Below are 26,428 nucleotides of genomic sequence, written 5' to 3' on the forward strand. Positions count from 1 at the left end.
TTAGGAGGGTGAGGTAAGCCTCAGATAAGGTTTTCCGTATGAGGTGTTTTTTTAGATATCGTGATAAATATTTAGGGTAGGGCTGCCCATAGAATCTTATCAAGTAAATTACATAAAGAGGGCAGTAACTATAGACAATTTAAGAGAAACTGAGTTGTTTGTAAGACGAATGCGGGGCGGGCTTTTCGTTCTTTACTAGGGTGGAGAGGAGATCAAAAAAAGCCCAATTTCTTGGGCTTTTTTTATCCAGAAAATAAGTTTAATGAAGTCTATCATCTTTATCGAGATATCCTCCTTTATCTATATCGGGCATAAGAAGAATAGAGATGAGTGCAATGACCATCATACCAACGATGTAAAAAAAGAAAACAGATTCGTATCCCATATTTTTTAATCCAAGCGCTACATATTCAGCAGAACCGCCAAAGAGTGCGTTGCCAATGGCAAAAGCAAATCCAACACCAATTGCTCGGATTGAAGCAGGGAACAATTCTGCTTTTATGATACCAGCAATGGACGTATAAAAACTCATAACACAGAGTATTCCAATAATAATTAAGAGTGCTGTCCATGGATTATGGGCATTACCGATCATTTTAAGTACAGGAATGGTGCAGATAATGGATAATGCCCCCCAACTAATGAGTGAAGCTCTTGCTCCAATTTTATCGGCTAGGGAACCAAAAAGGGGTTGGAGTAGCACAAAAACAAAGAGGGCGGCAGTCATTATCGTTGTTGCGGTTTGTTTATCAAAGCCCGTGGTTGTGATCAGATATTTTTGCATATAAGTGGTGTATGTATAAAATGTGAGTGATCCACCAGCTGTAAAGCCAACAACCAAAAAGAAAGCTTTTTTATGATTGCGAAAAAGTTCTCGAAGACTACCAGCATGTTTTTCAGAGCGGCTTTTGTGGGTTGTTGTTTCATGGAGCAAACTACGCAGATAAATTGCAACGATTGCTCCAAAGCCACCAATCACAAAAGGAATACGCCATCCCCACGCTTTTAACTGATCTTCAGTAAGGTAAAGGGCTAAAATAAATATTATAAAACTTGCGAGAAGTTGACCTGAGATCGTTGTTGCATATTGAAAAGAAGCAAAGAGCCCGCGACGATTTTTCGGTGCAACTTCGCTCATATAAGTTGCTGCTGTACCATATTCACCGCCAACGGAAAGTCCTTGAAACATACGGACTAAAAGGAGAAGAAATGCTGCTGTTATTCCCAAGGTTTTATAAGTGGGAAGTATGGCAATGAGAAAAGAGCCACCACACATCATAAAAACAGAAATAAGCATTGAGCGTTTGCGTCCGTAACGATCGGCAATGAAGCCAAAGAGCCATGCTCCAATTGGACGCATAAGAAAGCCAATAAAAAAGATTCCTGCCGTTTTTAACAGTTGTGTAACAATATCTTCATCTTCAGGAAAAAACTGTGATGCAAAATAAACCGATGCAAAGGAGTAAGCATAAAAGTCGTACCATTCTACCAGATTTCCTGATGCGCTGGATATGATAGCAAAAATACGTTTCCTTGTATCATGTGGATCTAAAGTTGTTTGATTATTCATGAAGTATTCCCCTTTTAGATTTATAACTTTTCTTCTTTTTAAAGCTATTTACGATGTGCATTATAAAAACGCCATTGTACCATGATAATTTTTCAGGGAAACATAAAGATTTTTTCTAGAGCTATCAGTGGTGTTTTGGGCTCATGGTGTTGTTATATTGCGTAAATCATACGCTTTTTACTATCCTTAAGGAAATATTATTTTTTGTTTGATTGTGAATTATTTGCATATGCAGAGTGTTTATGAAGATATGATACTCTTTAGTTTATATGCTTGATGTTGTTTCGTAAAATGATGTTATTGACTATTGCATGCGAGGTTGGTGTATCTGTTAAAATACTTTTTATGAATGATCTTAAGTGTTAAGGGGGAGTACAATATTAAGAGTTCATCAATAGTATAATGATAGCGGCTTGCACTTTTATTAAGTGTAAAGAGAGTAGTGCCCATGTTTATACTTTACGGGGCTTTTACGTTATGTCATTCACGAGTGCCGTTGTGAAATGGAGTTGGGTGCATTGAGAAATGTTTCTCAAAAAAGTGTGTGAATTCATAATATAATGGTATTTTCTATTTTTCATGAAAGGATTTGTGTTGCATGAGGGGTACCATTAAGAACGTATTAAACAAAATCATGAGTGTAATCTTTATTATTGATAAAATTTCTTGAAAGATAATCACTTGTCTTCGACTTTGAGTGGGAATGGGAATATTAAAATAAATCAAACGTTTTTTATCTTCAGTGAACTAAATTCAGCAAAAGAAGTATTTATTACATAATAATATGAAGCCATTTATTTTTATAAGCGGCGTGTGCAGGAGGGAACATTGCTTTTTTAGAGTGTTTGAAGGGATAAAAAAATTGTGAGCTTTAAACTGCTATCGGAAAGGATATAAAAAAAGCCCAGAATACTGGGCTTTTTTGTTAAAATCCTTGTTTGTTAACATTAAAGGTTAATGAATATCGTCTCCTTGTAAATACCCTTTTTTGCGAGCATCTGGCATTAAGAGAACAGCGATGAATGCAATAATCATCATGCCGGTTATATAAAAATAGAAGACAGATTCATATCCAAGATCTTTTAATCCAAGCGCGACATATTCAGCAGAACCGCCAAACAGTGCGTTGGCAATAGCATAAGAGAGCCCAACTCCTATTGCTCGTACTGAAGCGGGAAACATTTCTGATTTTACAATGCCAGAGATAGATGTATAAAAGCTCATAATGCAGAGCATTCCAGTAATGACTGATAAAGCAATCCATGTACTATCAGTACTACCAATCATATTAAGTCCAGGAATGGTAAAGATAATAGATAAAACACTCCAAATAAGGAGTGAAGTTCTTGTTCCAATTTTATCTGCAAGAGCACCAAAGAGGGGTTGGAGTAACATGAAAACAAAGAGTGCAGCTGTCATGATTGTTGTGGCTGTATGTTTATCAAAGCCAGTGGTTGTAATCAGATATTTCTGCATGTAAGTCGTATAGGTGTAGAATGTGAGCGATCCTCCAGCTGTAAAGCCAATAACCAGAAAGAAAGCTTTTCGGTGGTTGCTCAGAAGTCCCCTAATACTACCAGCTTGTGCACTAGAACGACTTTCTTTGGTCGTTGTCTCATGGAGTGTGCGGCGTAGATAAATCGCAACAATTGCTCCTAGTCCACCAATGGCAAATGGAATACGCCAGCCCCACGCTTTTAGCTGATCTTCGGTGAGATAAAGCGCTAAAATAAATATAACGAGACTGGCTAGAAGTTGACCACCAATCAGTGTGGTATATTGGAAAGAGCTAAAAAATCCTCGGCGATTTTTGAGGGCGATTTCGCTCATATAAGTTGCTGTTGTACCATATTCACCACCGACAGAAAGCCCCTGAAGCATTCTGAGTAAAAGTAAAAGAATTCCTGCTGTCACTCCAATGGTTTCATAGGTAGGAAGTAGGGCGATTAAGAACGAACCACCACACATCATAAAAACAGAGATAAGCATTGAGCGTTTGCGTCCATAACGATCGGCAATGAAGCCAAAAAGCCATCCGCCGATTGGGCGCATAAGAAAACCAATAGCAAAAACACCCGCCGCTTTTAAAAGTTGCGTAACGTCATTGCCATCTGAGGGAAAGAATTGTGATGCAAAATAAATAGATGTAAAGGAATAAACATAAAAGTCATACCATTCTACTAGATTACCTGATGCACTGGACACGATAGCCCAGATACGTTTTCTTGTATCATGTGGTTTTAAAGCTTCTTGTTTTTCCATAGTCGATCCCTTTATTTCATGTTCATCCATCTTTGTTCATTTATGTCATTTTTTTAGAAGCTGTCTATAGTATTTTATCTTTTGCATCAAAAATTTAGTCAGATCATGATAATTTCTTGTGTAAGATGTTTTTGGAAAAAGATTTGAATTATCTTTGTACGGATTTTACAGTTTTTATTTTCTATAATGAGAAGAATCGGTCATAATAGCCCTATGAAATCATATCTTGCTCTTTTATCTCACGTTTTAAATCAGGGTATTGATCGGACAGATCGAACGGGTGTTGGAACGCGATCTATTTTTGGGTATCAGATGCGCTTTGATTTACAAGCAGGATTTCCGTTGTTGACAACAAAGAAACTACACTTACGTTCAATTATTTATGAACTTTTGTGGTTTCTTAAAGGCGATACAAATATCGCTTGGTTGAAAGAGCATGGTGTGTCAATTTGGGACGAGTGGGCTGATGAAAAGGGAAATCTTGGTCCTGTTTATGGTTATCAGTGGCGTTCTTGGCCTGCTCCTGATGGACGCCATATTGATCAAATTAACAATCTTTTAACGATGATTAAGGAAACGCCAGATTCTCGTCGCTTGATTGTGTCAGCTTGGAATCCTGCATTAATAGAGGAAATGGCGTTGCCTCCGTGTCATTGTCTTTTTCAATTTTACATTGCGGAGGGGAAATTATCTTGTCAACTTTATCAGCGTTCGGCGGATATTTTCTTAGGTGTTCCATTCAATATTGCATCCTACGCATTGCTAACGATGATGATTGCGCAAGTAAGCGGTCTTAAAGTAGGCGATTTTATTCATACTCTGGGAGATGCTCATCTTTATTCTAATCATTTTGAACAGGCAAAATATCAATTGTCTCGTATACCAAATGCTTTGCCATGTATGCGCATAAATCCAGCGGTAACAGATCTTTTTTCTTTTCAATTTGAGGATTTTGAGTTGCTTAATTATGAAGCACAACCCCATATTAAAGCGCCGGTAGCAATATGACGATTTCCATTTGTTTAATTGCTGCTGTTGCAGAAAATGGTGTTATCGGTCGTGAAGGTGCAATGCCGTGGCATTTATCGACGGATTTGCAACGCTTTAAAGCTTTGACGTTGCGTAAGCCCATTATTATGGGAAGAAAAACTTGGGATTCTATTGGGAGACCTTTACCAGGGCGTACAAATATCGTCATTACGCGTGATTGTACCTTTTGTGCTGAAGGGGCTGTTGTTGCTCACTCTTTATCGCAAGCTTGTTCTCTTGCAACAAATGTTGCTTCTCAAAATGATGTAGAGGAAATTTTTATTATTGGTGGGGGTGAAATTTTTCAACAAGGGTTGCATATGGCTGATAAAATATTCCTTACAGAAGTTTTAGCTTCTATAGAAGGTGATAGTTTTTTTCCTGTTTTTGATAAAGAAAAGTGGACTATTGTGCAAACACAAGATATTCCAAAAGGGGATAAAGATAGTCATCCGACACGTTTTGTTGTTTATGAGCGGAAATAATTTTTTGTAATATGAAGTGGAAGGGTTTATCAGTTGTATTGTAATGAGGTAAGAGACACCCTATAAGATCAAGCAAATGGTTGGTGTTCGAGTAGTGGTAATCAGTTAAAGAGGTGATAATGCCCTGGACAAATCAAAATGGTGGTGGCCCGTGGAGTGGCGATAAAAACAGTGGTGACAAAAAAACACCAGCTAAGAATCTCTTTGGTTCTGGTGGCGGTAATGGTGGTGAAAATGGTCCTAATCTTAATGAAATTTTGCGCAAAGGGCAGGATCAGTTTAAACAATTCGGGAGAAGCAGTTTTTCTGTTTTATTCCTTCTGCTTATTGTGTTTTTTTGGCTATATCAGTCAATTTATATTGTTCAGCAAAATGAACAAGCGGTAGAGTTGCGCTTTGGCATCCCTAAAGAAGGCATTATTGGCGATGGGTTGCATTTTCATTTTTGGCCAATTGAGACCTATATGAAAGTACCTTTAACGGAAAAAACAATCGCGATTGGTGGGAAGCCCGGTGAGGCGCAACAAAGTGATGGTTTAATGCTTTCGAGTGATCAAAATATCGTTAATGTTAATTTTTCCGTTTATTATCGGATTTCATACCCTAGTCAGTTTTTATTCAATGTGAATGATCAAGAGGGAACTGTCCGCCAAGTTGCTGAGAGTGCAATGCGTGAGGTCATTGGTTCGCGGCCGGTTGATGATGTTTTACGTGACAAGAAAGAAGAAGTTGCTAATGACGTTAGAAAGATTATCCAGTTGACTGTGGATAAATATCAACTTGGTGTCGAAATAAGCCGTGTTTCTATCAGTGAAGCTGCTCCTCCGACAAAGGTTGCTGCTGCGTTTAATTCTGTTCAGCAGGCGGAGCAGGAACGTGGAAGAATGATTGAAGAGGGGAATCGTGTGCGTTTTACGAAAATTGGTTTAGCAAATGGTGAAGCTTCACGCACACGGGAAATCGCAAAAGGTGAAAAGGCACAAATGGTTGAAGAGGCAACAGGGCGTGCTGAACGTTTTCAGGCGATAGCTCGAGAGGCTGCGATTTCACCAGAAGCTGCTCGCTACCGTCTCTATATGGAGACGATGGGGCGGATTCTTTCTTCACCAAATAAGCTGGTTCTTGATCAGGCAAATTCTCCAGCGATGCCTTATTTGCCTTTGAACGAATTGTTGCGTAGCAAGTCATCGGAAAAAGTAAAGGCAACATCAGCGCGTCCTGCGTTACTCTTAGATTCTCGTATTTCTGGAGGAGATTAATTATGCAGCAATCTCGCTTTTTGTTTGTTTTTAGTGCTATAGTGTTTGTTTTGATGATTTTGTGGATGTCCGTTTTTATCGTCTATCCTCGTCAACAGGTAGCAATTAAGCGTTTTGGACAAATTGTTCAGGTAGAATCTAATCCTGGAATCTATTTCAAGGCGCCCTTTATCGATAAGATGATCATTGTTGATAATCGGTTATTGCGTTACGATGTTCCTACACAATCTGTACAGGTTCGTGGTGGTGCGTATTATGAGGTGGATGCGTTCTTTATTTACCGTATTACAGATCCTAAGTTGTTTTTACAGCGCATTGCTTCTGGGCGTCCACAAATTGCGGCACGTGAAAACCTTGCACCACGGTTTATTGACGCTTTGCGTGCTGTTTATGGTAAGCGAGAATTTAAAGCAGCCTTATCGGATGAACGAGGCGCGATGATGGCTGAAGTACAGAAGCAATTTTCTGTAGATGCAGGTTCGTTGGGTATTGCCATTGTTGATGTGCGTATTCGTAAAACCGATTTGACTGATGCTGTTTCAGAAGATGTCTATCGGCAAATGGCAGCTGAACGTGAAGCTGCTGCGGAAAATATCCGGGCTCGTGGTCAGCAGGAGCGAGATCGTATTGTGGCAGAAGCTAATCGTGAATATGAAGAAATTGTAGCAGCTGCAAAGCGTGATGCTGAAATTACCCGTGGTGAAGGTCAAGCTGAAAGTATTCGTCTTTTATTGAATGCGAGGGAGGCTAATCCGTCTTTTTACGATTTTTGGTTGGCGATGGAACAATACAAGAATTTAGAGCGTACTCCGATGGTGATTTCTCCAAATGAGGATTTCTTTTTCTATTTTCGTAATCCGCCGCAGGCAAATAAAGCATTCTTACCGACAATGAATACTGGCCTCAGTAAAACTGATCCAAAATCGGGAGAGAATAGATAAAATAATGGATTGCAGATACGAGATTTTGCATGAAAAGAATGATCTGTGACCATTTTCTTTTATGGTAAAAGTGGTAGAGAGTATCGAGCCGTGCTGGTTTTCCGTATATAAATTTAGTGGGGCTCTTTGCATCTTTGATTAAAGGCATGTCATGGATAGAAGTGTCGTGAGTAAAAATACGTTTTTAAAGTTTTTTATCACAAGAGTTGTTTTTTGTGTGACTTTGTTTCTATCAGGATCAGTGAGTTTGTCTTGGGGAGCCGAGACAAGCAAGGCATTGCTTTCTATTCCTGATTTAGCTTCTGAGCTTTTGGAAACAGTTGTGAATATTTCCACGGCGCAGACTGTTGAAGGAACAGAACAGGATGCAAACACCTCGGTACCCGTTATTCCAAAAGATTCATTGCTGGAGGAATATTTTAGTGATTTTTTTATACCCAAGGATGGTCAAAAAGATAGTCAATTTCAAAAGGTGCGTTCTTTAGGGTCTGGTTTTGTGATTGATGCGCAAAAAGGGATTATTGTTACAAATTATCATGTTATTGTAGATGCTGATGATATTGAAGTTAATTTTACGGATGGTACAAAACTAAAGGCAAAGCTTCTTGGAAAGGATAGCAAAACTGATTTGGCGTTGCTTCAAGTCGATGCAGGAAGTAAAAAATTAAAAGCTGTGCGTTTTGGTGATTCAGAAAAAGCACGTATTGGTGACTGGGTTATGGCTATTGGTAATCCTTATGGTTTTGGTGGAAGTGTGACGGTTGGTATTATTTCTGCACGTAACCGTGATCTTAATGCTGGTCCCTATGATAATTTTATTCAAACAGATGCAGCAATTAATCGGGGCAATTCTGGTGGTCCGTTATTTGATAGAAATGGTGAAGTCATTGGCATTAATACAGCAATTGTTTCACCTTCGGGAGGATCTATCGGTATTGGATTTGCTATTCCATCGGATATGGCTCTTTCTGTTATTAATCAATTGCGTAATTTTGGAGAAATAAGGCGTGGTTGGTTGGCTATTCGTATTCAGCCGGTAACAGAGGATATTGCAAAAAGTTTAAAATTGGACAATGCTGTGGGAGCATTGGTGGCTGGTAAAATAGAACAGACGGAAGAAAATAATGTAGATAATAGCCAGTTACAAACTGGAGATGTTATTCTTTCCTTTGGTAATTCCAAAATTAAGCATGCACGTGATTTGCCGCGTTTAGTTGCAGAAAGTTCAGAAGGAAAAGTGGTGGACGTTACTATTTTACGGAATGGGCAAGAAGAAACAGTAAAAGTTAAGCTTGGACGTTTGATTGAAACAGATCCAAATGAAGATACAGAAGAAGTTGATGATAAAAAAAATCAAGATCTGTCGAAAAATGTGACAATGCAATTTATGGGAATGACGTTATCTGAACTGACAGAGGATTTGCGTCATCGTTATTCAATTTCAGATAAACTTCGAGGACTAGTGGTGACATCTGTTGCACAAAATAGCGCAGCGGATAAAAAGCGTATTCGCGTTGGTGAAGTGATTGTTGATATCAATCAGAGTTCTATCACAACAATTGATGAGGCTAAAAAACGTATTCATAAATTACGTGAAGCTGGACGCAAAAATGCTCTATTTATTGTAGCGCGTCCAGATGGAGAGTTACGGTTCGTAACGCTCCTAATGGATTGATCCTTAAAATTATTTTTTTGTTTTTTATCAGCCTTAGTAATGGGATATTTTGCAAGTCAGGCATGTGATGTCCAATGTTTCTCAAGCTCATTTCACGATAGAGAGCATGGGGTGTGCAATATAAAATCCATTGGGCAGCTCTGTTTCTACGTTAAATAAAAGTACAAGTTGGTACCATCATAGATTTGCTAGTTTCCAATCTTGTAACAGCCTAGACTTTGAAATGCTGCATAAGAGATCTATGTTTTGTGTTTAAGTCAATTATTATTATAAATAATGTTTTATTTAGTGAGACTTTTAGTCCTTTGTGATTGTACTTTATGTGCTATGGAGAACGTTTTTTTTCAATTCAGTTTGAAAAAAACTATCTTAGAGAAAAATCATATTAGACTAAATTAGTTATATATATATATTTACACCTTTCTTGGTGATGGATGAAGAAATAGTTATAAAAAAGAGAGCGTGAAGAAGACAATTTCTGAATCTCCTATTATAAATCAGATTAGTATACTGTTTTTATAGGAAAAAATAAAGCTGTTTGATTGTATAGGTTAAGCTCAGTATTATTTTCATAAATAATGACAAAGAATATGTTTGTTTTTAATGGACTAACGGACAGAATTATTATGGCTGTAGTTTACTATTGAACTATGATAGCAAAAATGCTTGGAAATTCCTTTGGTGTTGTTATTAAGCCCATTTTTTATAAATTTCATAGGGGGCTTTGGTGGTGTCTGCATGTTGCAATAAGTTATTGATTGGGAGAAATTGCTATTCATGACACAGAGAACAGTTACATTAATAGCGGGGCCAACGGCAAGTGGGAAGTCAGAACTTGCCTTGCAAATGGCTCAAGAAAAGAATGCTCTCATTATTAATACTGATTCAATGCAGGTTTATGATGTTTTAAATATTTTAACGGCACGGCCGGGGGAGGCTGATACCGCGATTGTTCCCCATTATCTTTATGGTCATGTGAGTCCTACTTTGAATTATTCAGTAGGGCAATGGTTGTGTGATGTCGAGAAGCTATTGGCTACTTTTTCTTTAAGATCAGTTATTTTTGTTGGTGGGACAGGACTTTATTTTCGTGCTCTTTTAGAGGGGATTTCGGAAATCCCTCATGTTCCAAATGTTGTGCGGCAGAAGTGGCGTTTGCTGCTTGATAAAGAGGGACCTGAAAGTCTTTATCGCCAGTTGTTGCAGATTGATGCTGTTGTTGCTGAAAAAATTTCTTCGCACGATAGACAGCGTATTGTACGTGCTTTGGAAGTTTATGATGCAACCGGTAAGACGCTCAGTTGGTGGCAGAAACAAAAAACAACACCTATCATTGCGCCGAATTTGACCGAAAAAATTCTTCTCATGCCACCACGTTCTCTGCTTTATGAACGTATTCATAAACGCTTGGATTCTATGATTGAAAGAGGAGCTTTAGAAGAAGTGGTGGCTATGAAAAAACTTAAACTTTCCTCTTCATTACCAGCAATGAAGGCTATTGGTATACCTGAGTTTATGGCTTATTTGGATGGATATAGAAGCTTTGAGAATGCTCTTGAAGCGGTGAAAATACAAACGAGGAGATATGCAAAAAGACAAATGACATGGTTTCGTAATCAATTTGATGAAGAATGGATGCTTACTTTTTGATAAAAGAGTTAGAGCTTTGCAAAGAAACTTATCGAAAGATAAAAGATAATTCGTGAAAAAGAAATTTTTTAGAAAATATAATTTTTTATTGACGAATGGTATCAATGGAATTAGAAATCTTCCTACAAGGAATTTTTTATATATTTTATACGTCGGAATAATGGGGGTAATCATACAGTATGTGTTGTGTAATGGGCTCCTTTGGGGTCTTTTTTTATGGGCTCCGTTAGGGGCTTTTTTATTGTCCTATAAAGTAGGTGAGTGGGAAAAATGAGAAATGATCCAAGAAAGCAAGAGAGTGCAGATGGAAAAATAATGTCGGGGGCTGAAATAGTGGTTCAGGCTCTTATAGATCAAGGGGTTAAACATATTTTTGGTTATCCTGGTGGGGCTGTTTTGCCTATTTTTGATGTTCTTTATCATCAAGATATACTCCAGCATATTTTGGTGCGCCATGAACAAGCCGCAGGGCATGCGGCTGAAGGCTATGCACGCAGCACCGGGAAGGTAGGGGTTATGCTTGTGACTTCTGGTCCAGGCGCAACGAATGCTGTGACACCTTTGCAAGATGCACTTATGGATTCGATACCTCTTGTTTGTTTTTCTGGGCAGGTGTCAACAACGGTGATTGGAACAAATGCTTTTCAAGAGGCTGATACAGTTGGAATTACAAAGTCTTGTACGAAGCGTAATTGGTTGGTTAAAAATGTCAATGATCTTGCGGCTATTATTCATGAAGCTTTTTCTCTTTCTCAATCAGGCCGTCCTGGACCGGTTTTGATTGATATTCCTAAGGATGTTCAATTTGCTTTAGGATTTTATAGAGCACCTCAAGTTCAGGAGTCTTTACATTCTTTTCCATCGTTGAAAGGGAATACTAAGGCTATTGAATCTGCCGTTTCTCTTTTAGTTGAGGCAAAACGCCCTATTATTTATTCTGGTGGAGGTGTAATTTCATCGGGGATGAAAGCTATACAGCTTTTACGTAATTTGGTTCAGTTGGGAGATTTCCCCATTACTTCTACCTTAATGGGACTTGGTGCTTATCCTGCTTCTGGTAAAAATTGGCTTGGAATGCTTGGAATGCATGGAACCTATGAGGCTAATATGGCCATGCATGATTGTGATGTCATGTTAGCTGTTGGAGCACGATTTGATGATCGTATCACGGGGCGCCTTGATGCATTTGCACCTCATGCGCGTATTATTCATATTGATATTGATCCTTCTTCCATCAATAAAATTGTAAAAGCAGAAGTTCCAATTATTGGTGATGTGGCGCATGTTTTGGCAGATATAATGCAACATTTGCATAAGGAACAATCAAAGTTCGATAAAGAAAGTCGTAAACCATGGTGGGTGCAGATTAATCGCTGGAGATCACGCAATTCATTGGCATATATGAAAAAAAAAGATGTTATCATGCCTCAATATGCTCTTGAACGGCTTTATGCTCTTATCAAAGATGCCCGTGCTTATATCACAACGGATGTCGGACAGCATCAGATGTGGGCAGCACAGTATTATCATTTTGATGAACCAAAACATTGGATGACTTCTGGTGGTCTTGGAACGATGGGGTATGGTTTACCTGCTGCTATAGGTGTTCAAATAGCGCATCCTGATGCGCTTGTTGTGTGTATTTCTGGTGATGCCTCCATTCAGATGAATATTCAAGAGCTTGCAACAGCTATTCAGCATGACACACCGGTGAAAATTTTCATTTTAAATAATCAGTATATGGGAATGGTCCGCCAGTGGCAGCAATTGCTGCATGGTAATCGTCTTTCTCATTCTTATACGGAATCTATGCCTGACTTTGTGAAATTGGCACAAGCTTATGGAGCCGTGGGAATTCATTGTTCAAAACCCGATGAACTTGATGATAAAATTCAGCAGATGATTGATTGTGATAAGCCTGTTCTTTTTGATTGTCGTGTTTATCATTTAGAAAACTGTTTTCCTATGATCCCATCGGGATGTGCCCATAATGAGATGTTATTACCCGATGAGGCAAGCGAAGAAGCTATTGCAAATGCTATTTCTTCCGATGGAAAGATTCTTGTATAAAATGAATATGTTAACAAAATGGTGATGATGAAGTCTTTGGAGTCTTCATCTCTGTCTCTTCTTTGTGGAGAGTTCCTATTATCCTTAGAGCTCATTTTATGATTTTCATTCTTTGTTTAAAGACATGGGGTGTATTATTATTTGTTCATCTAAAAAATGTTATAAGTCGTGTGCACAATTATGTTTGAATTTATTTGTACGCGATGTTTGTTTTTTTAATTCATATGTTCACATTAATAGCTATTTCGTTGCATTTTTTAGATAATACATTGAATTATCTGTTATAAATTAATTATGTTGTCTCATATATGAAAGATTCCATCGTGCAAGAAAAAAATCCACTGTGCTTGAAGGGTGCAACCATGCAAACCGTCATGCCTATGAAAACAATAGAAAAGTTTGTTACTATGTTTTGGTTTTGCATTATGAAATTACTCCAAATAGCTCTTTCAGGGGCTTGATAGGAAAATCCCCCTAGCGGCTTGAAAGGAAGGGAAAAAATAACAAAAATCAAATGCAGCCATAGAAAACCAATAGGTCACCATAGCTTATAATCAGGTATGATTATGCGGGAGAAACCTATACATATGAGATGTATCGTCAATATATAAACCAGAATAATACTCAACATCATATCATTATCAGGATATTAACATTGAAAATTAAATATTCTTTCTTTTATTTGTTCTATATATCTATGATTCCATAAATCTGCAGACACAAACACTCTTTGAATCCATCGCATTGGATTTTCATAACTATCAAATGATCCAAAAAATTTATCTCTAGAGTGTAGGGCCATTCTATTATCAATGTATAATAATCTTCCTGGTTGTACATCAATTCCAAAAGATATAGCCTTAATAGCTTCATAAAAATGATCTAAAGCTTCCTTGGCTTTTTTTGACTGTGGCTCTAACATGCCTGGATAAAAAACAGCGCTGATATCTGGGAATTCACCGTCCCCTTGAACGAGGGGCACTTTACTTGTAGAAGTTACCCCATTTTTTCTCCATCTATAGGGAACATTAATTATATATAAATTATCCCTGAAGCTCCTCAAATCCTCCTCACTTAAAAGTTTTAAAGCTAGACGTGCATCAGATATTCTCGTTAACGGACCATCAACACCATTGCGAACACCAGATAAAAGTATCCCCTTTAGGAGATAAATTTAAATCCGTTATAAATTTTAGTGCAGCATTTTCATATGAAAATCTAACTCAACTTCAGATCCTAATCCTGTATAATCTTTTTTATTATCCTCTAAAGGAACTAGGTTATTTACTATATGTTCGCCTTCAAACTTAATTGAATAAGGCTCTCCGATCAATAAAGAAAACATCATAATTAAATTTTCGCTAATATAGCCACTTTTACAAGACTCATCTAAATTGTAAGGATTAGGTGACATATTAATTTGTCTATCAACAGGAAGGTTTTCAAAGATTAAATATGGTTTAGGGGTAATAGACACCTTTTGATTCATAAGAATTGTTAATATTCTATGGGGTAGCAGCGAAAATGCTATTTTTTTTAGCTCAACCGAATATTCAATACCACCGTATGGATCATAAATAACATGGTCTAAAGCCTCCCAAAGTTTGTCTCTTTCGAGATTGCTCAACTCAAAAGTATTTTCATTTATCATTATAATTTCCTCCCCAATTATCTTTCCCTACTTTCTTATTAAGAAAAGTGAAAAAATAATAATTAAAATTAAAATCAGCCATGTTAGTAAATAAGTTTCTGTAAAATCTTGGATTAATCCAAATAATGGTGGAGCAGTAATAATTGCGATTTGATTTATAGACATTGCTAACCCCAGAGAAAAGCCAACGCTTTCTTTTGGTGAAGAGTCTACAATATAGGCGACCCAAGGGCCATACCATCCCAATCCAAAAAAACCTAACCAAGCAGATAAAATAGTTAAATAAATTATGGATCCACTCATGCCTAAAATTAATATTAAAAATCCAAAAACGACTGCAATCATGCAAAACAAGACAGGAAAAAATCGTCCTTTTCTACAATGATCACTCCACGCTGCTAAAATAATTCTTCCTAAGGCACCAGAAGCCTGTGAAACAAAAAACAAATAAGCACTTTTATTTAAGGACAGCTGATAGATTCTATAAAAATAAATCGTTATAAAAATGGTTAAAACATATTGAACGATCACAAGTGAAACGCCTGAGAAAATAATATTCTTCATATGCGGTGCAGTTAACATCGCAAGACGAGACTTTACATTTGCATAGAACGAAACTTTTTCTTTGCTTTCTGGAACGATAGCGACAACTTTTTCTGGTGAGTGATAAAAAATAATAAATATACATCCCCCTAAAAAAGAAACGATGGCACCGACCAAAAACGCACCTTGTATGCCATAGACAAGCGCACTCGCAGGAAGAACTATTCCAGCTAATGCCCCCACAACCTAATGTTAACCCCGCCTGCCTTATTCCCATTGCAAATCCGCGCTGCGATTGTGGAAACCATGAAGAAACAGATTTAGCGCCACCGGGTTGAGCAGAACTATAAAATTCCCCTATAATTAGCAAACAAACCAAAAGGGAAATATAGTTATCTGCGATTGCTCCCAACAAAAGGGCGACAGAAACGCCGACCGCGCCAACTCCAACAATATAGCGCTCGTTAAACTTGTCTAGTAATTCGTCAGCTACAAGTAAGCCAATAATAGGTAGGAACTGCGCGGCTGAAGACAGCAAACCTATCTGAGAGTTACTAAGCGAGAAATCTTTCTTAAAAAATTCAGCTAAAGGACCAATCCCTTGAACAAAGAAGCAGGCTGATGCTTGAGCGATAGTGGCAACAAGCAATACAATCCATCTATAATAATTTTTTCTATAAATTTATTATTGCTCACTCAGCCTCCTCCAATTAAAGTGTATTCCAATGAGGTAGCCTTTTTTAATGATTGCAATAATAAATTGTGTATTTTATGCTGATTACATAAAAATCTGTCCATACTATTGGTATTAATATGAAAACTAAGGAATATGCTTCATTTAAGGAAATAAGCTATTATGTGTCGTGCAAATTTGATACGCTAGCGATATAAGATAAATTTTACAAACATTGGCTCAGCCGGCATTAAGCGCTCTTCATAAAAGATGCTATATTTTGGCAAGCTTTTTCAATATAATTCTCAAAGCTTTCTTCAGTCACATAGCCCAGATGTGGCGTGCAAAGAACTCTATCTGATTGCAATAATTTGCTCTCATATACTGGCTCGCTGTCATAAACATCCAGTGCAAAGTAAGTTGAATTTTCCAAACTGAGTATTTTTTCTATCGCCCCTTTTTCAACCAAAGCTGAACGCGCTGTGTTGACAAAAATAGCATGAGGTTTCATGCTCAATAGATCATCTAATTTTATGATTTCTCTAGTTTTATCACTTAAACGTAAATGGATGGATATAATGTCAGGACGTGTAAAAAATTCTTCTTTTGAATGCGTAAAATGATAACCTAAATTTTTTGCTTCTTGCGTTGAACGCTCGCTCCCATAAACCAAAATGGACATGCCAAAAGCTTGAGCATATTGAGCAACCATTTTACCAATACGCCCAAACCCGAATATTCCAAGAGTAGCCCCTTTCATTTGGTTGCCAAATGTTGTTTGCCATCGTCCTTTTTTCATATCAGATACAGATTTACAGAGTTTTCTACGCGCAGACATAATTAAGAGCCACGCAAATTCAGCAGCAGAAGTTGGATCTCCACCACCGTCTAATATTTCAATTCCCAAGTCTCTACAAGCTTCTATATCAATATGTGAACCTATAGGGCCTGTTTGGCAGATTAATTTTAAATTTGGCAGTTTTAGGAGAAGATTTCTATCAACTATAGTCCGTTCTCTGATTAAGATAAGAATATCTATCTCTTTGAGCTTATCTTCTAAATCACATTCTTTAGCTAAATTATTTATAACCAGCACTTCATGCGATTTCATTAATTTTGTAATAGACTGTAATGTTAGGGTGGCTTTTTGATAGTCGTCTGGAATTAATATTTTCAATTTAAACCTCCTGTTTCATTCATCAATATTTGAGTTCATTATTTCATTTCTAAAACAAACAAAAAGCAATATCACCGCTGATATTTTGGCATAACGCCAAGCCTATTAACAAATTATCCCCCTTGGTTTCATTGTTATTTTAGCAATAAGAATAGCATTAATCAGTTAGTTTTTATAAATTTTAAAACATTGCGACAAAAAAGTTTGACTCAGTAGATGGAGAATTGCGCTTTTCTCATATTCTAGAGGACGAATCTGAAGTGCTACGCTGGACTGAAACCATATCCCAGTTTTCTTATAATAGACTACCAAGAAGGCCATACTTACGAACCAGATTTTATTGTTGAAACAGAAAAAGCTACATATTTGTGCGAGATAAAGCGTGCTGCATATAAGTGTGATATCTCTCTTTATTCGTTGAGATACCACTTAATTTGTAGCATGAAGAGTAAATTTATTAAAATCATGATAAGAGGACGATAGGAACTTTATAGGTGTATCATCATAGGATTAAGTCGTTTTGTTGAGAGCTATTTCTATTTCTGCCAAGAGGTTTTCGATATATTTAATTATTATTTCGTAATAGTGGATGTACTTTATTTTTATGTGCAAGAAAGCTGATTGATTGTGTAAAATAGTATTCATAAAATGACATTATTCTTATCCTGTTAAGGACATTTTTTCTAGTGAGGTTTTTGCAATTGCAATGCTCTTTTTCTTATTCTAAATTTTGGTTAAAAAAAGCGTATATAGGTGTTATTTTAAATTTAAGATATGCATATTCCATTGTTGGTGTTACTGTTGTAAAAAATGATATTTTATTTGATAAGTATAAGGTGTTACCAAGAAGATCGATGTATAGATAAAATTTAGATTTTTACAATATCTTGAAAAAGCAATGGGTAAATAATTGATAATTGTGCTACGAAGGTTGTTAGATGGGCGTGTGTCAGCAATTCTTAATAAAAAGGTTTTTCTTGATAGTCGTTTTTTTTCAAAATACTGCTCTTCTTATGCAAATCTTATGTTGGTAAGCTATGCAGTTTTCACGGGAACAGGATAATGCATTAAAGGCTGTTGCCGCGTGGTTGAGGGAAGGGCGTTCTCCTCTTTTTCGCCTTTTTGGCTATGCGGGGACCGGTAAGACGACGCTTGCGCGCTATTTTGCAGAGACAGTTGATGGTTCTGTTCAATTTGCTGCTTTTACAGGGAAGGCGGCGCAGGTTTTGCGTTCTAAAGGTGCAAGCAATGCTTGTACGATTCATTCGCTGATTTATTGTCCGCGTGGAGAAGAGGAAGTTTCCGATGAAATAACAGGAAAAAAGTCTATTGCTCCAACATTTACATTAAATCGAAGAAGTGCTGCTGCACAAGCTAAACTCATTATTGTTGATGAGTGCTCGATGGTTGATGAACAATTGGCGCGTGATTTAATGAGCTTTCGAACGCCAATTCTTGTTCTTGGTGATCCAGGTCAATTGCCTCCTATATCTGGTGGGGGCTTTTTTTCTAATGGGAAACCAGATTTTCTTCTTTCAGAAATTCATCGGCAAGCGCGCGACAATCCGATTATACGTCTTGCTATGGATGTACGTGAAGGACGCGATATTGCTTATGGTGACTATGGAGAAGCGCGCGTTGTGACACGTAAAGAGGTCAATCAACAATTGGTTTTGGATGCTGATCAGGTCTTGGTAGGGGTTAATCGTACACGCCACCTTTATAATCAGCGTTTGCGTGTGTTAAAGGGATTTACAGCAGATTATCCGCAAGCGGGAGATAAGCTGGTGTGTTTGCGAAACGATCCTATTAAAGGTTTGTTGAATGGCTCTTTATGGAAGGTGATGACTTCACAGAAGGAGACCGTTAAACCAAGTATTAATCTTCTTGTGAAACCAGAAGAAAGTGAGCGTGGGGTAGCAAAGATTAAACTTTTAAAAGCAGCGTTTGAAAACCCTGATCAAGAAATTTCATGGCAATTAAAAAAGCGATATGATGATTTTGATTATGGGTATGCATTAACGGTTCATAAGGCACAAGGTTCTCAATGGAATAATGTCGTTTTGTTTGATGAAAGTTTTGCATTTCGTGATATGTATGCGCGCTGGCTTTATACGGGAATTACGCGCGCAGCAGAGCGTTTAACGATTGTTCGATAGAAAAAAATGTGTATATCATCTAAGTTTCAGATGGAAAATGCCTTTTTTCTATCTTGTTACATACTATAAAAAAATGGAAATGGGCATGGCGGTAAAACTTTCGGTTAATCTTAATGCTGTTGCTGTTTTGCGTAATCGACGTAATCTTCCGTGGCCAAGTATAACGAATATTGGGCATATAGCGCTTGCTGCTGGAGCAGCAGGTTTGACGGTTCATCCGCGCCCTGATGAAAGGCATATTCGTTTTGCGGATTTGCCAGATATATACTGTTTAATCAAGAACACTTTTCCTACAGCTGAGTTTAATATTGAAGGTTATCCCAGTGATCAATTTTTGGATATCGCTGAAAACTATGCGGATCAGATCACCCTTGTTCCTGATGATCCAGATCAGTCAACGTCTGATCATGGTTGGAATTTTGCTCATGATGCAGAATTTTTAGCACCTATTATTCAGAATTTAAAAAACAGAAAGATTCGTGTATCCCTTTTTGCTAATCCTACTGTCGATGGTCTTGATATTGCTAAAGCAATGGGCGCTGATCGTGTGGAATTTTACACGGGACCTTACGGTGGTGCATTTCAGGATAAAACAAAACAAGATCAAGAGCTCAATAAACTTGTTTTAGCAGCAAGAAGAGCAAAAGAGTTGCAGTTAGGTATAAACGCAGGGCATGATCTGACACTTATGAATCTTCCTGCTCTTGTCAAAAATATTCCTTGGCTTGATGAAGTTTCTATTGGCCATGGGCTCATTGCTGATGCATTAGAGTATGGAATACATGAGACTGTTCAGCGTTTTATCCGGTTATTATCGTAATCTTTTTCTCTCTATAAAAATTGGAAAAGAAATTTTTATAGAGGTTTGCCAATTTATCTTAAAAAACAATATATGCTTAGATAAATAGCACTATTATCGTGCATTATAAATATTCTATTGTTCCTCTATTTATTGGTTGCTTTCTATCTTTTGTTTTTGAGTGTATGCGATGTTTTTTATTTGTACTATCCATTATGAGGAAGTTTTAAAATCTTCTTATTATAATTTCTTTGAATGGAGAAGAGATAGGGTTTTGAAAGTATTTCCATTATAAAGGAGTGCGTAGGATTTTAATGGATCAATACACAAATTTTCTTGATATTTGAGCTCATTTTTGGGTTATCTGTAAATAGTATAACGTAAAATCTCCTTATGAATAAGCTTAATGCAATAGGAGCTGTTAAATAGAATGATGATATCGACTTGTAGCTTTATGAAGTAAAGAGAGTGATGTGCAATAAATCTTACACTATTATAGGGAATTCTTGAAAAGGGCTTGAGCATATTAAAATTTTTTTATAAGGCGCCATAAATGGATAACATAATGGACGTATGGGGGCTTCTTCGCGTGAGAGGCGTGGATATTAAAGAACGTAAAAAGTAAAAACATCCTCTTTATTATTCTAAAGATATTGTTGTATATGCTTTTGAAAGTTGTATTAACACAATACTTGTTATTTTGTAATTTTTCTTGCTATCTGTATTGATTTGGTTCATGTTAAAAATTGTATGTTGTATCTTAATTTTTAGAATATAGCGTTTTGTTGCACGATAAAAGAGTAGAATATTAGCTAAATTTTCTTTAGAAATCTTATTTTGTGTAATTATTGTTTTTGTAGAATAGCAGTTGAAGTTTATTTGGGGATCCGTATATGTTTTAGGAATGTTTGGGGACTACAGTTTTTTCTATGCAATATGTAAACTTTAAAATTATTCAATTGCTGTGTTCTTATAAGCGGTGTTTTTTGTCTTTATAAGTGTGTGATGCACTGTAGATAATGTTTCTTATTGAATAAAAATAATCTGAAATCCAGTTTAAATAGAGAAAGAAGGAATTTTTTTATGCGTGTTTATTATGATCGTGATGCGGATGTTAATCTCATTAAAGGGAAAAAAGTAGCCATTGTTGGTTATGGTTCTCAAGGGCGTGCACACGCTTTAAACTTGAAAGATTCTGGTGTTAAAAATGTGCAAATAGCTTTGCGTTCAGGGTCGGAAACAGTTAAAAAAGCCATGGCTGATGGTTTTGAAGTGGTGAGTGTTGCTGAAGCAGCAAAATGGGCAGATCTCATCATGATGGCAACACCAGATGAATTGCAAGCTGATATTTATAAGGAACATATTCATGATCATTTACACGATGGGGCAGCGATTGCTTTTGCGCATGGTTTGAGCATTCATTTTGGCTTGATTGAACCTAAAAAAAACGTTGATATTGTGATGATTGCTCCTAAAGGTCCAGGGCATACAGTTCGTCATGAATACCAACGGGGTTGTGGTGTTCCTTGCTTAATAGCGGTGGCGCAAGATGCTTCAGGGCATGCACATAATGTAGCATTATCTTATGCGTGTGGACTTGGTGGTGGACGTGCTGGGGTGATTGAAACAACATTTAAAGAAGAGTGCGAAACTGATCTTTTTGGTGAACAAGCGGTTCTCTGTGGAGGTCTTGTTGAACTGATTCGAGCAGGTTATGAAACATTAACACAGGCAGGTTATGCGCCGGAAATGGCTTATTTTGAGTGTTTACATGAAGTGAAACTGATTGTTGATCTCATGTATGAAGGGGGCATTGCAAATATGAATTATTCGATTTCTAATACAGCTGAATGGGGTGAATATATCTCTGGTCCACGTGTGATTACGGATGAAACTAGAGCAGAAATGAAACGTATATTGAAAGATATTCAAACGGGTAAATTTACATCGAATTGGATTCAAGAATATAAAGCTGGTGCTGCTCATTTTAAAAGTATGCGGCGTTTAAATGATAATCATCCTATTGAAGAAGTTGGTAAAAAACTTCGTTCTATGATGCCTTGGATAAAATCTAACGCTTTGGTTGATAAAGAGCGTAATTGAAGCTTCTACAGAGATATTTTGTCAATAGCTTTTATAATTTTATAGATAAATATCAAAAAAAGGGTAACTTTAGTTACCCTTTTTTATATGTTTTTGGAAACATAAGCTTTATTTTTTAATTTTTTGCATAATTCTTTTTTCCAAAAAGAAAGTATACAATTCCTAAAAATATGAACCACGCTGGAGTGTATTTTAAAGCTATGGCAGTGTCGGCTTCTAATGACAATAAATAAATAATGAATGCAAAGAAAATAAGAAGCGCCCAACACATAACAACACCTCCAGGCATTTTATAAGGAGAGACAGTATGCTGGAGAGGACGATTGCGGCGATAGACGATATAGCTGATCAAAATGATAGACCATACAAATATAAACAAAGTTGCGGCAATTGTCGTAACAATTGTAAAAGCAGCTATGAGTGTTTGAGATAACGATACAATTGCATAACCAAATAAGATGCATATACATGAAAAGAATAATGCGTTAGCTGGAACGTGGTTACGAGAAAGTTTTCCTAAAAATTTAGGAGCACCTTTTTGTGTTGCTAGCCCATATATCATACGGCTGGTAGAAAAAATTCCACTATTTGCTGAAGATGCGGCAGCTGTGAGGACAACAAAGTTCATCAAACCTGCAGCAGTTGGAATACCAATAAGTGCATACATTGTTACAAATGGGCTTTTTTCTGGACTGATTTGATCCCACGGCGTCACAGACATAATCACAAGAAGAGAGAATATATAAAAGAATACAATGCGGATTGGTATTGAATTAACAGCTTGTGGTAGAGCTTTTTGAGGTTCTTTTACTTCAGCAGCAGCTGTTCCAGCGAGTTCAATGCCAACAAAAGCAAAAATAACAATTTGAAATCCAGCAAAAAAGCCTGTAATTCCTCGCGGAAAAATATTCCCACCGTTCCATATATGGCTAAGAGAAGCAACCGTACCGTTTGGAGAGACAAAACCGGTAAAGATCATATAAAATCCTACAACGATTAAGACTAGAATTGCTACGATTTTGATAAAACCAAACCAAAACTCAAGTTCGCCAAATAGTTTTACTGCGACGAGGTTAAGAATTAAAAAGGACATAAGACCAATTATAACAGGAATCCACGGATTGAGTTCAGTCCACCAAAAGTGTGTATAAGTGACAATAGCAATAATTTCAGCAGTTCCAGTGACAATCCAACACAACCAATATGTCCAGCCGATAAAGAATCCGGCACATGGTCCTAGAAGATCGGTTGAGAAGTCAATAAAAGATCGGTATTGTGTATTAGAAAGCAATAACTCTCCCATAGCACGCATGACAAAGTATAGAGCACAACCAATAATTGCATAAACGAGTAGAATCGAAGGCCCTGCTACACTGATTGTTTTTCCTGATCCCATGAAGAGACCTGTTCCAATCGCTCCACCGAGGGCTATAAGTTGTATGTGTCGGTTATGTAGTCCACGTTGTAATTTCTTCTTAGGTTTTTTTTCTAAATTTTGTTTGTTCATTTTTGGGGAGTTCTCCTTAGTTATTTTTAAATAAAATTACCCTAAAAAAGGTAATTCCTTCTATCGGAACACGCTATGGTTAAGGAGTAAAGGAATTTTTTTCTATGACTATATGTGAATAAAGCAAGAACATTATTCATTAATGGAATAATTATTTTATATATAAGAAACAAAAGATAAATTGTATTATATTTTTTTTGATTTTTATGTTTTATACATAATTAATATTAATTATGTATAATATAATTTATTTTATACATAATTATTATTTGTATATAAACAATAATTATATTTATTTATAGTAATTTTTATATAAATATATTTATATTTAAAATTATTTATTTATTTATATTTTTTATATATAAAAATATAAATAAAATTGTAAATTTATTAAATATAAAACTTTATTTATAAATAAAATAAGTTTAAATTGTTAAACTATTATTTAAATAATTAAAAAATATATTTAAAATTTACATTTAAGTATTAATATTTAAAATTTATTACAAATAGAAAAATATTTTCATAGAATCTTTTTTTATTGCAGATAGCTATTAAGATATATTCTGTTTAGAGCTACATTTTTAATTTTGATAAAAAATTGAATATAAATTTTTTTGGGGGGGGAAGTTTTAGATAAAATCTCATGTTTTATTAGTAAACAATGTCAGTGAAGTTTATAGAGAATTCTTTACAGAATAGCTCGTTCTTATCCTATTATACAGTAAAATACTGTTGTGTAGAGTAGTGATATAAAGCATATAACATTTTACACATTAAGTATTTTTAGAATGTGTGGTGAGTGTTCAGGGCAGGGCTAGCCCATAGAGCCTTATGTAGGTGAACCATATAAATGATCAGCAGCATTCCCTCTTAATAAGCTGGATTGTTCACAAACCGGCGCTGGTAGGAATCGTCGTTTTTTGATGTTTGGGGAGGAGGTTAAGTAGAAAAAGGGTAACTAAAATTACCCTTTTTTGAGATGTTTTATGTATAGACTTTATTTGTTACCTTGAGTCATTTTTTTCTTTACAAATGTAAAATAGGTTATGCCTAAGCAAATAAACCAGAATATACCGTATTTTAAAGCTGTTAGGGTGTCTTCTTCTAACGTTAACAAATAGAGCATGAAAGCAAAGAAAACTAAAATTATCCCGCACACGATAACTCCTCCTGGCATTTTGTAGACGGATTCAGCATGCAAATGAGGGTGATTGCGACGATATACAATATAGCTAACCAAAATTACAGACCATACGAATAAAAATGCAATAGCTGAGATGCTCGTCACAATTGTGAAAGCACTTATGAGGCTTGGAGAGAGTGAGGCAATTGTATACCCTATTAAAATACATAAGCAGGAAAAGAATAGAGCATTGGCTGGAACATGATATTTGGAAAGCTTACCTAAAATTGGAGGAGCACCTTTTTGTGTTGCAAGCCCATATATCATGCGGCTAGTAGAAAAAATACCACTATTTGCCGAAGAAGCAGCCGAGGTGAGAACGACAAAGTTTACCAAACCAGCAGCTATCGGAATACCAGCAAGCCAAAACATCGAAACAAAGGGGCTTTTATCTGGAACAATTTGATCCCAAGGTGTGACTGACATAATCACGATGAGAGAGAAGATGTAAAAGAGTACAATACGTACTGGTATTGCATTAATTGCTTTTGGTAGAACTTTTTTAGGATTTTTGACTTCAGCTGCAGTTGTTCCTGCAATTTCTATACCAACAAAAGAAAAAATGGCAATTTGAAATCCAGCAAAAAAACCTGTCATTCCTCGCGGAAAGATATTTCCATCGTTCCATACGTGATTGAGAGAAGCAACAGTACCATTGGGAGAAGTAAAGCTCGTAGCGATCATATAAAAACCAACAACAATTAATGCTAAAATTGCTACGACTTTGATAAGACCAAACCAAAATTCAAGTTCACCAAATAGTTTTACGGCAAAGAGATTAAAAATTAAAAAGAAACCAATGCAAGAAAAAACGGCAATCCATGGATTAAGCGTTGGCCACCAAAAGTGCATATAAGTGATGATGGCAATAATATCTGCAGCTCCAGTTACAACCCAGCTCAACCAATAGCTCCAGCCTACAAAGAAAGCGATTCCCGGTCCTAGCATATCGGTTGAAAAATCAATAAGGGACCGGTACTGTGAATTAGAAAGCAATAATTCTCCCATAGCACGCATGACAAAGTATAGGGCACATCCAATAATAGCATAAACGAGTACGATGGAAGGGCCTGCTACACTAATTGTTTTTCCTGATCCCATGAAGAGTCCTGTTCCAATAGCTCCACCGAGGGCTATAAGTTGTACGTGACGGTTATCTAGGCCACGTTGTAGTTTCATCTGAGGACCATCTTTTAAATTTTGTTTATAGCTCATTTTTTGGGGGTTCCCTTTAATTATTTTGAGATTAAATTACACTAAAAATGCATTGTTCTGTATCGAAGCATGATATAAATGAGGTGTAAAGGAAAAAAACGTTTTTTATGATTTTGTGTGGATAAAGAAAAGAATATGTTTTAGGAATATGGTTTTGAAAAAAGAGAATGTTTTTCTCTTAAATAACGTAACAGATATTTGAATAGGGAGCTTTTTATTGTTATTAATAACAAATTAATTGTTCATTAAAAGACGTGGGGCTTTTAAAATTATTTCAGAAAACTGTCAGGAGTTTTTATAATTTTTTGAAACTTATTATTTGTAATCAGTGCATTATTTATTATTATTCATAATGGTGAGAGTTTTAATTTTTGCTCAAATAGCACTCGAGAGTTCTCATCTTAGTTTAAGAACAATTTGTAATGGAAAATTAAAATGATTTTTAAAATCATTTTTTTGTTTGTATGGTGCTAT

18 protein-coding genes and 1 pseudogene are annotated in these 26,428 nt (G+C 36.4%); 10 read left to right on the forward strand and 9 right to left on the reverse strand.

Translation table 11 applies throughout. From position 1 onward, the window contains the following. Positions 1-259: 259 nt before the first annotated feature. On the reverse strand, positions 260-1,570 hold the full coding sequence (locus ACFIME_RS06295; protein WP_375662092.1) for an MFS family transporter: 1,311 nt from the start codon (positions 1,568-1,570) through the stop codon (positions 260-262). 954 nt (positions 1,571-2,524) lie between these two features. Next, a complete protein-coding gene (locus tag ACFIME_RS06300; protein ID WP_375655094.1) occupies positions 2,525-3,832 on the reverse strand; it encodes an MFS family transporter in 1,308 nt (435 codons plus the stop codon). Positions 3,833-4,045: 213 nt separating this feature from the next. Here ACFIME_RS06300 and ACFIME_RS06305 point away from each other — a divergent pair, with 213 nt between their 5' ends. From ACFIME_RS06305 to ACFIME_RS06335, 7 genes are all read left to right on the forward strand, one after another. Then, the gene (locus ACFIME_RS06305) at positions 4,046-4,840 is read left to right on the forward strand and encodes a thymidylate synthase (RefSeq protein WP_273722957.1); all 795 of its coding nucleotides are present in this window, start codon (positions 4,046-4,048) and stop codon (positions 4,838-4,840) included. Further along, a complete protein-coding gene (locus tag ACFIME_RS06310) occupies positions 4,837-5,346 on the forward strand; it encodes a dihydrofolate reductase (RefSeq protein ID WP_375655093.1) in 510 nt (169 codons plus the stop codon). The genes ACFIME_RS06305 and ACFIME_RS06310 overlap by 4 nt, the downstream gene beginning before the upstream one ends. 119 nt (positions 5,347-5,465) lie before the next feature. Next, the gene (hflK, locus tag ACFIME_RS06315) at positions 5,466-6,605 is read left to right on the forward strand and encodes an FtsH protease activity modulator HflK (RefSeq protein WP_375684662.1); all 1,140 of its coding nucleotides are present in this window, start codon (positions 5,466-5,468) and stop codon (positions 6,603-6,605) included. A 2-nt stretch (positions 6,606-6,607) separates the two neighbouring features. Beyond that, positions 6,608-7,546 carry a protease modulator HflC gene (gene hflC, locus ACFIME_RS06320; RefSeq protein WP_375662095.1) on the forward strand — a complete coding sequence of 313 codons (939 nt, stop codon included), beginning with the start codon at positions 6,608-6,610 and terminating at the stop codon, positions 7,544-7,546. Between the two features lie 151 nt (positions 7,547-7,697). Next, positions 7,698-9,221 carry a Do family serine endopeptidase gene (locus tag ACFIME_RS06325; RefSeq protein ID WP_375662096.1) on the forward strand — a complete coding sequence of 508 codons (1,524 nt, stop codon included), beginning with the start codon at positions 7,698-7,700 and terminating at the stop codon, positions 9,219-9,221. A 777-nt stretch (positions 9,222-9,998) separates the two neighbouring features. Further along, positions 9,999-10,871 carry a tRNA (adenosine(37)-N6)-dimethylallyltransferase MiaA gene (gene miaA / locus ACFIME_RS06330; RefSeq protein WP_375662097.1) on the forward strand — a complete coding sequence of 291 codons (873 nt, stop codon included), beginning with the start codon at positions 9,999-10,001 and terminating at the stop codon, positions 10,869-10,871. A 270-nt stretch (positions 10,872-11,141) separates the two neighbouring features. Further along, the gene (locus ACFIME_RS06335; protein ID WP_375684663.1) at positions 11,142-12,941 is read left to right on the forward strand and encodes an acetolactate synthase 3 large subunit; all 1,800 of its coding nucleotides are present in this window, start codon (positions 11,142-11,144) and stop codon (positions 12,939-12,941) included. A gap of 649 nt (positions 12,942-13,590) precedes the next feature. On the opposite strand, the gene ACFIME_RS06340 is transcribed toward ACFIME_RS06335, so the two are convergent. From ACFIME_RS06340 to ACFIME_RS06360, 5 genes and pseudogenes are all read right to left on the reverse strand, one after another. Further along, entirely contained in the window at positions 13,591-14,115 is a 525-nt protein-coding gene (locus ACFIME_RS06340; RefSeq protein ID WP_375684676.1) for a TauD/TfdA family dioxygenase, read from the reverse strand. 18 nt (positions 14,116-14,133) lie between these two features. Continuing rightward, a complete protein-coding gene (locus ACFIME_RS06345) occupies positions 14,134-14,592 on the reverse strand; it encodes a hypothetical protein (RefSeq protein ID WP_375684664.1) in 459 nt (152 codons plus the stop codon). A 27-nt stretch (positions 14,593-14,619) separates the two neighbouring features. Next, entirely contained in the window at positions 14,620-15,378 is a 759-nt protein-coding gene (locus ACFIME_RS06350) for an MFS transporter (protein WP_375684665.1), read from the reverse strand. 61 nt (positions 15,379-15,439) lie between these two features. Continuing rightward, positions 15,440-15,784, reverse strand: a pseudogene (locus tag ACFIME_RS06355) (MFS transporter); the annotation flags it as partial. Between the two features lie 274 nt (positions 15,785-16,058). Then, positions 16,059-16,985: a D-2-hydroxyacid dehydrogenase family protein gene (locus ACFIME_RS06360; RefSeq protein WP_375684666.1), complete on the reverse strand. Its 927-nt coding sequence runs from the start codon at positions 16,983-16,985 to the stop codon at positions 16,059-16,061. A 1,037-nt stretch (positions 16,986-18,022) separates the two neighbouring features. On the opposite strand from ACFIME_RS06360, the gene ACFIME_RS06365 reads away from it, so the two are divergent. The 3 genes from ACFIME_RS06365 to ilvC all read left to right on the forward strand — a co-directional run bounded on the left by ACFIME_RS06365 (position 18,023) and on the right by ilvC (position 22,046). Beyond that, positions 18,023-19,144, forward strand: a complete 1,122-nt coding sequence (locus ACFIME_RS06365) for an ATP-dependent RecD-like DNA helicase (RefSeq protein WP_375632949.1) — start codon at positions 18,023-18,025, stop codon at positions 19,142-19,144. Between the two features lie 85 nt (positions 19,145-19,229). After that, on the forward strand, positions 19,230-19,964 hold the full coding sequence (locus ACFIME_RS06370) for a pyridoxine 5'-phosphate synthase (RefSeq protein ID WP_375632947.1): 735 nt from the start codon (positions 19,230-19,232) through the stop codon (positions 19,962-19,964). A 1,062-nt stretch (positions 19,965-21,026) separates the two neighbouring features. Further along, complete coding sequence (gene ilvC, locus ACFIME_RS06375; protein WP_375632945.1) at positions 21,027-22,046, forward strand: ketol-acid reductoisomerase; 1,020 nt, start codon at positions 21,027-21,029, stop codon at positions 22,044-22,046. A 115-nt stretch (positions 22,047-22,161) separates the two neighbouring features. Here the strand turns inward: ilvC and ACFIME_RS06380 are convergent, their stop codons facing one another. Next, positions 22,162-23,553, reverse strand: a complete 1,392-nt coding sequence (locus ACFIME_RS06380; protein WP_375655087.1) for an amino acid permease — start codon at positions 23,551-23,553, stop codon at positions 22,162-22,164. 1,000 nt (positions 23,554-24,553) lie between these two features. Continuing rightward, positions 24,554-25,954 (reverse strand): amino acid permease, encoded by a 1,401-nt coding sequence (locus tag ACFIME_RS06385; protein ID WP_375632941.1) that lies wholly within the window; start codon positions 25,952-25,954, stop codon positions 24,554-24,556. Between the last annotated feature and the right edge of the window lie 474 nt (positions 25,955-26,428).

Origin of the sequence: Bartonella sp. AP1QHHD (assembly GCF_042196265.1) — a bacterium.
Taxonomy (GTDB): domain Bacteria; phylum Pseudomonadota; class Alphaproteobacteria; order Rhizobiales; family Rhizobiaceae; genus Bartonella.

Coding starts and splice junctions, on each gene's coding strand:
- ACFIME_RS06345 (WP_375684664.1), bottom strand. CDS start 14,592: ATGATAAATGAAAATACTTTTGAGTTGAGCAATCTCGAAAGAGACAAA.
- hflK (WP_375684662.1), top strand. CDS start 5,466: ATGCCCTGGACAAATCAAAATGGTGGTGGCCCGTGGAGTGGCGATAAA.
- ACFIME_RS06370 (WP_375632947.1), top strand. CDS start 19,230: ATGGCGGTAAAACTTTCGGTTAATCTTAATGCTGTTGCTGTTTTGCGT.
- ACFIME_RS06295 (WP_375662092.1), bottom strand. CDS start 1,570: ATGAATAATCAAACAACTTTAGATCCACATGATACAAGGAAACGTATT.
- miaA (WP_375662097.1), top strand. CDS start 9,999: ATGACACAGAGAACAGTTACATTAATAGCGGGGCCAACGGCAAGTGGG.
- ACFIME_RS06325 (WP_375662096.1), top strand. CDS start 7,698: ATGGATAGAAGTGTCGTGAGTAAAAATACGTTTTTAAAGTTTTTTATC.
- ACFIME_RS06385 (WP_375632941.1), bottom strand. CDS start 25,954: ATGAGCTATAAACAAAATTTAAAAGATGGTCCTCAGATGAAACTACAA.
- ACFIME_RS06380 (WP_375655087.1), bottom strand. CDS start 23,553: ATGAACAAACAAAATTTAGAAAAAAAACCTAAGAAGAAATTACAACGT.
- ACFIME_RS06310 (WP_375655093.1), top strand. CDS start 4,837: ATGACGATTTCCATTTGTTTAATTGCTGCTGTTGCAGAAAATGGTGTT.
- ACFIME_RS06335 (WP_375684663.1), top strand. CDS start 11,142: ATGAGAAATGATCCAAGAAAGCAAGAGAGTGCAGATGGAAAAATAATG.
- ACFIME_RS06305 (WP_273722957.1), top strand. CDS start 4,046: ATGAAATCATATCTTGCTCTTTTATCTCACGTTTTAAATCAGGGTATT.
- ilvC (WP_375632945.1), top strand. CDS start 21,027: ATGCGTGTTTATTATGATCGTGATGCGGATGTTAATCTCATTAAAGGG.
- ACFIME_RS06365 (WP_375632949.1), top strand. CDS start 18,023: ATGCAGTTTTCACGGGAACAGGATAATGCATTAAAGGCTGTTGCCGCG.
- ACFIME_RS06300 (WP_375655094.1), bottom strand. CDS start 3,832: ATGGAAAAACAAGAAGCTTTAAAACCACATGATACAAGAAAACGTATC.
- hflC (WP_375662095.1), top strand. CDS start 6,608: ATGCAGCAATCTCGCTTTTTGTTTGTTTTTAGTGCTATAGTGTTTGTT.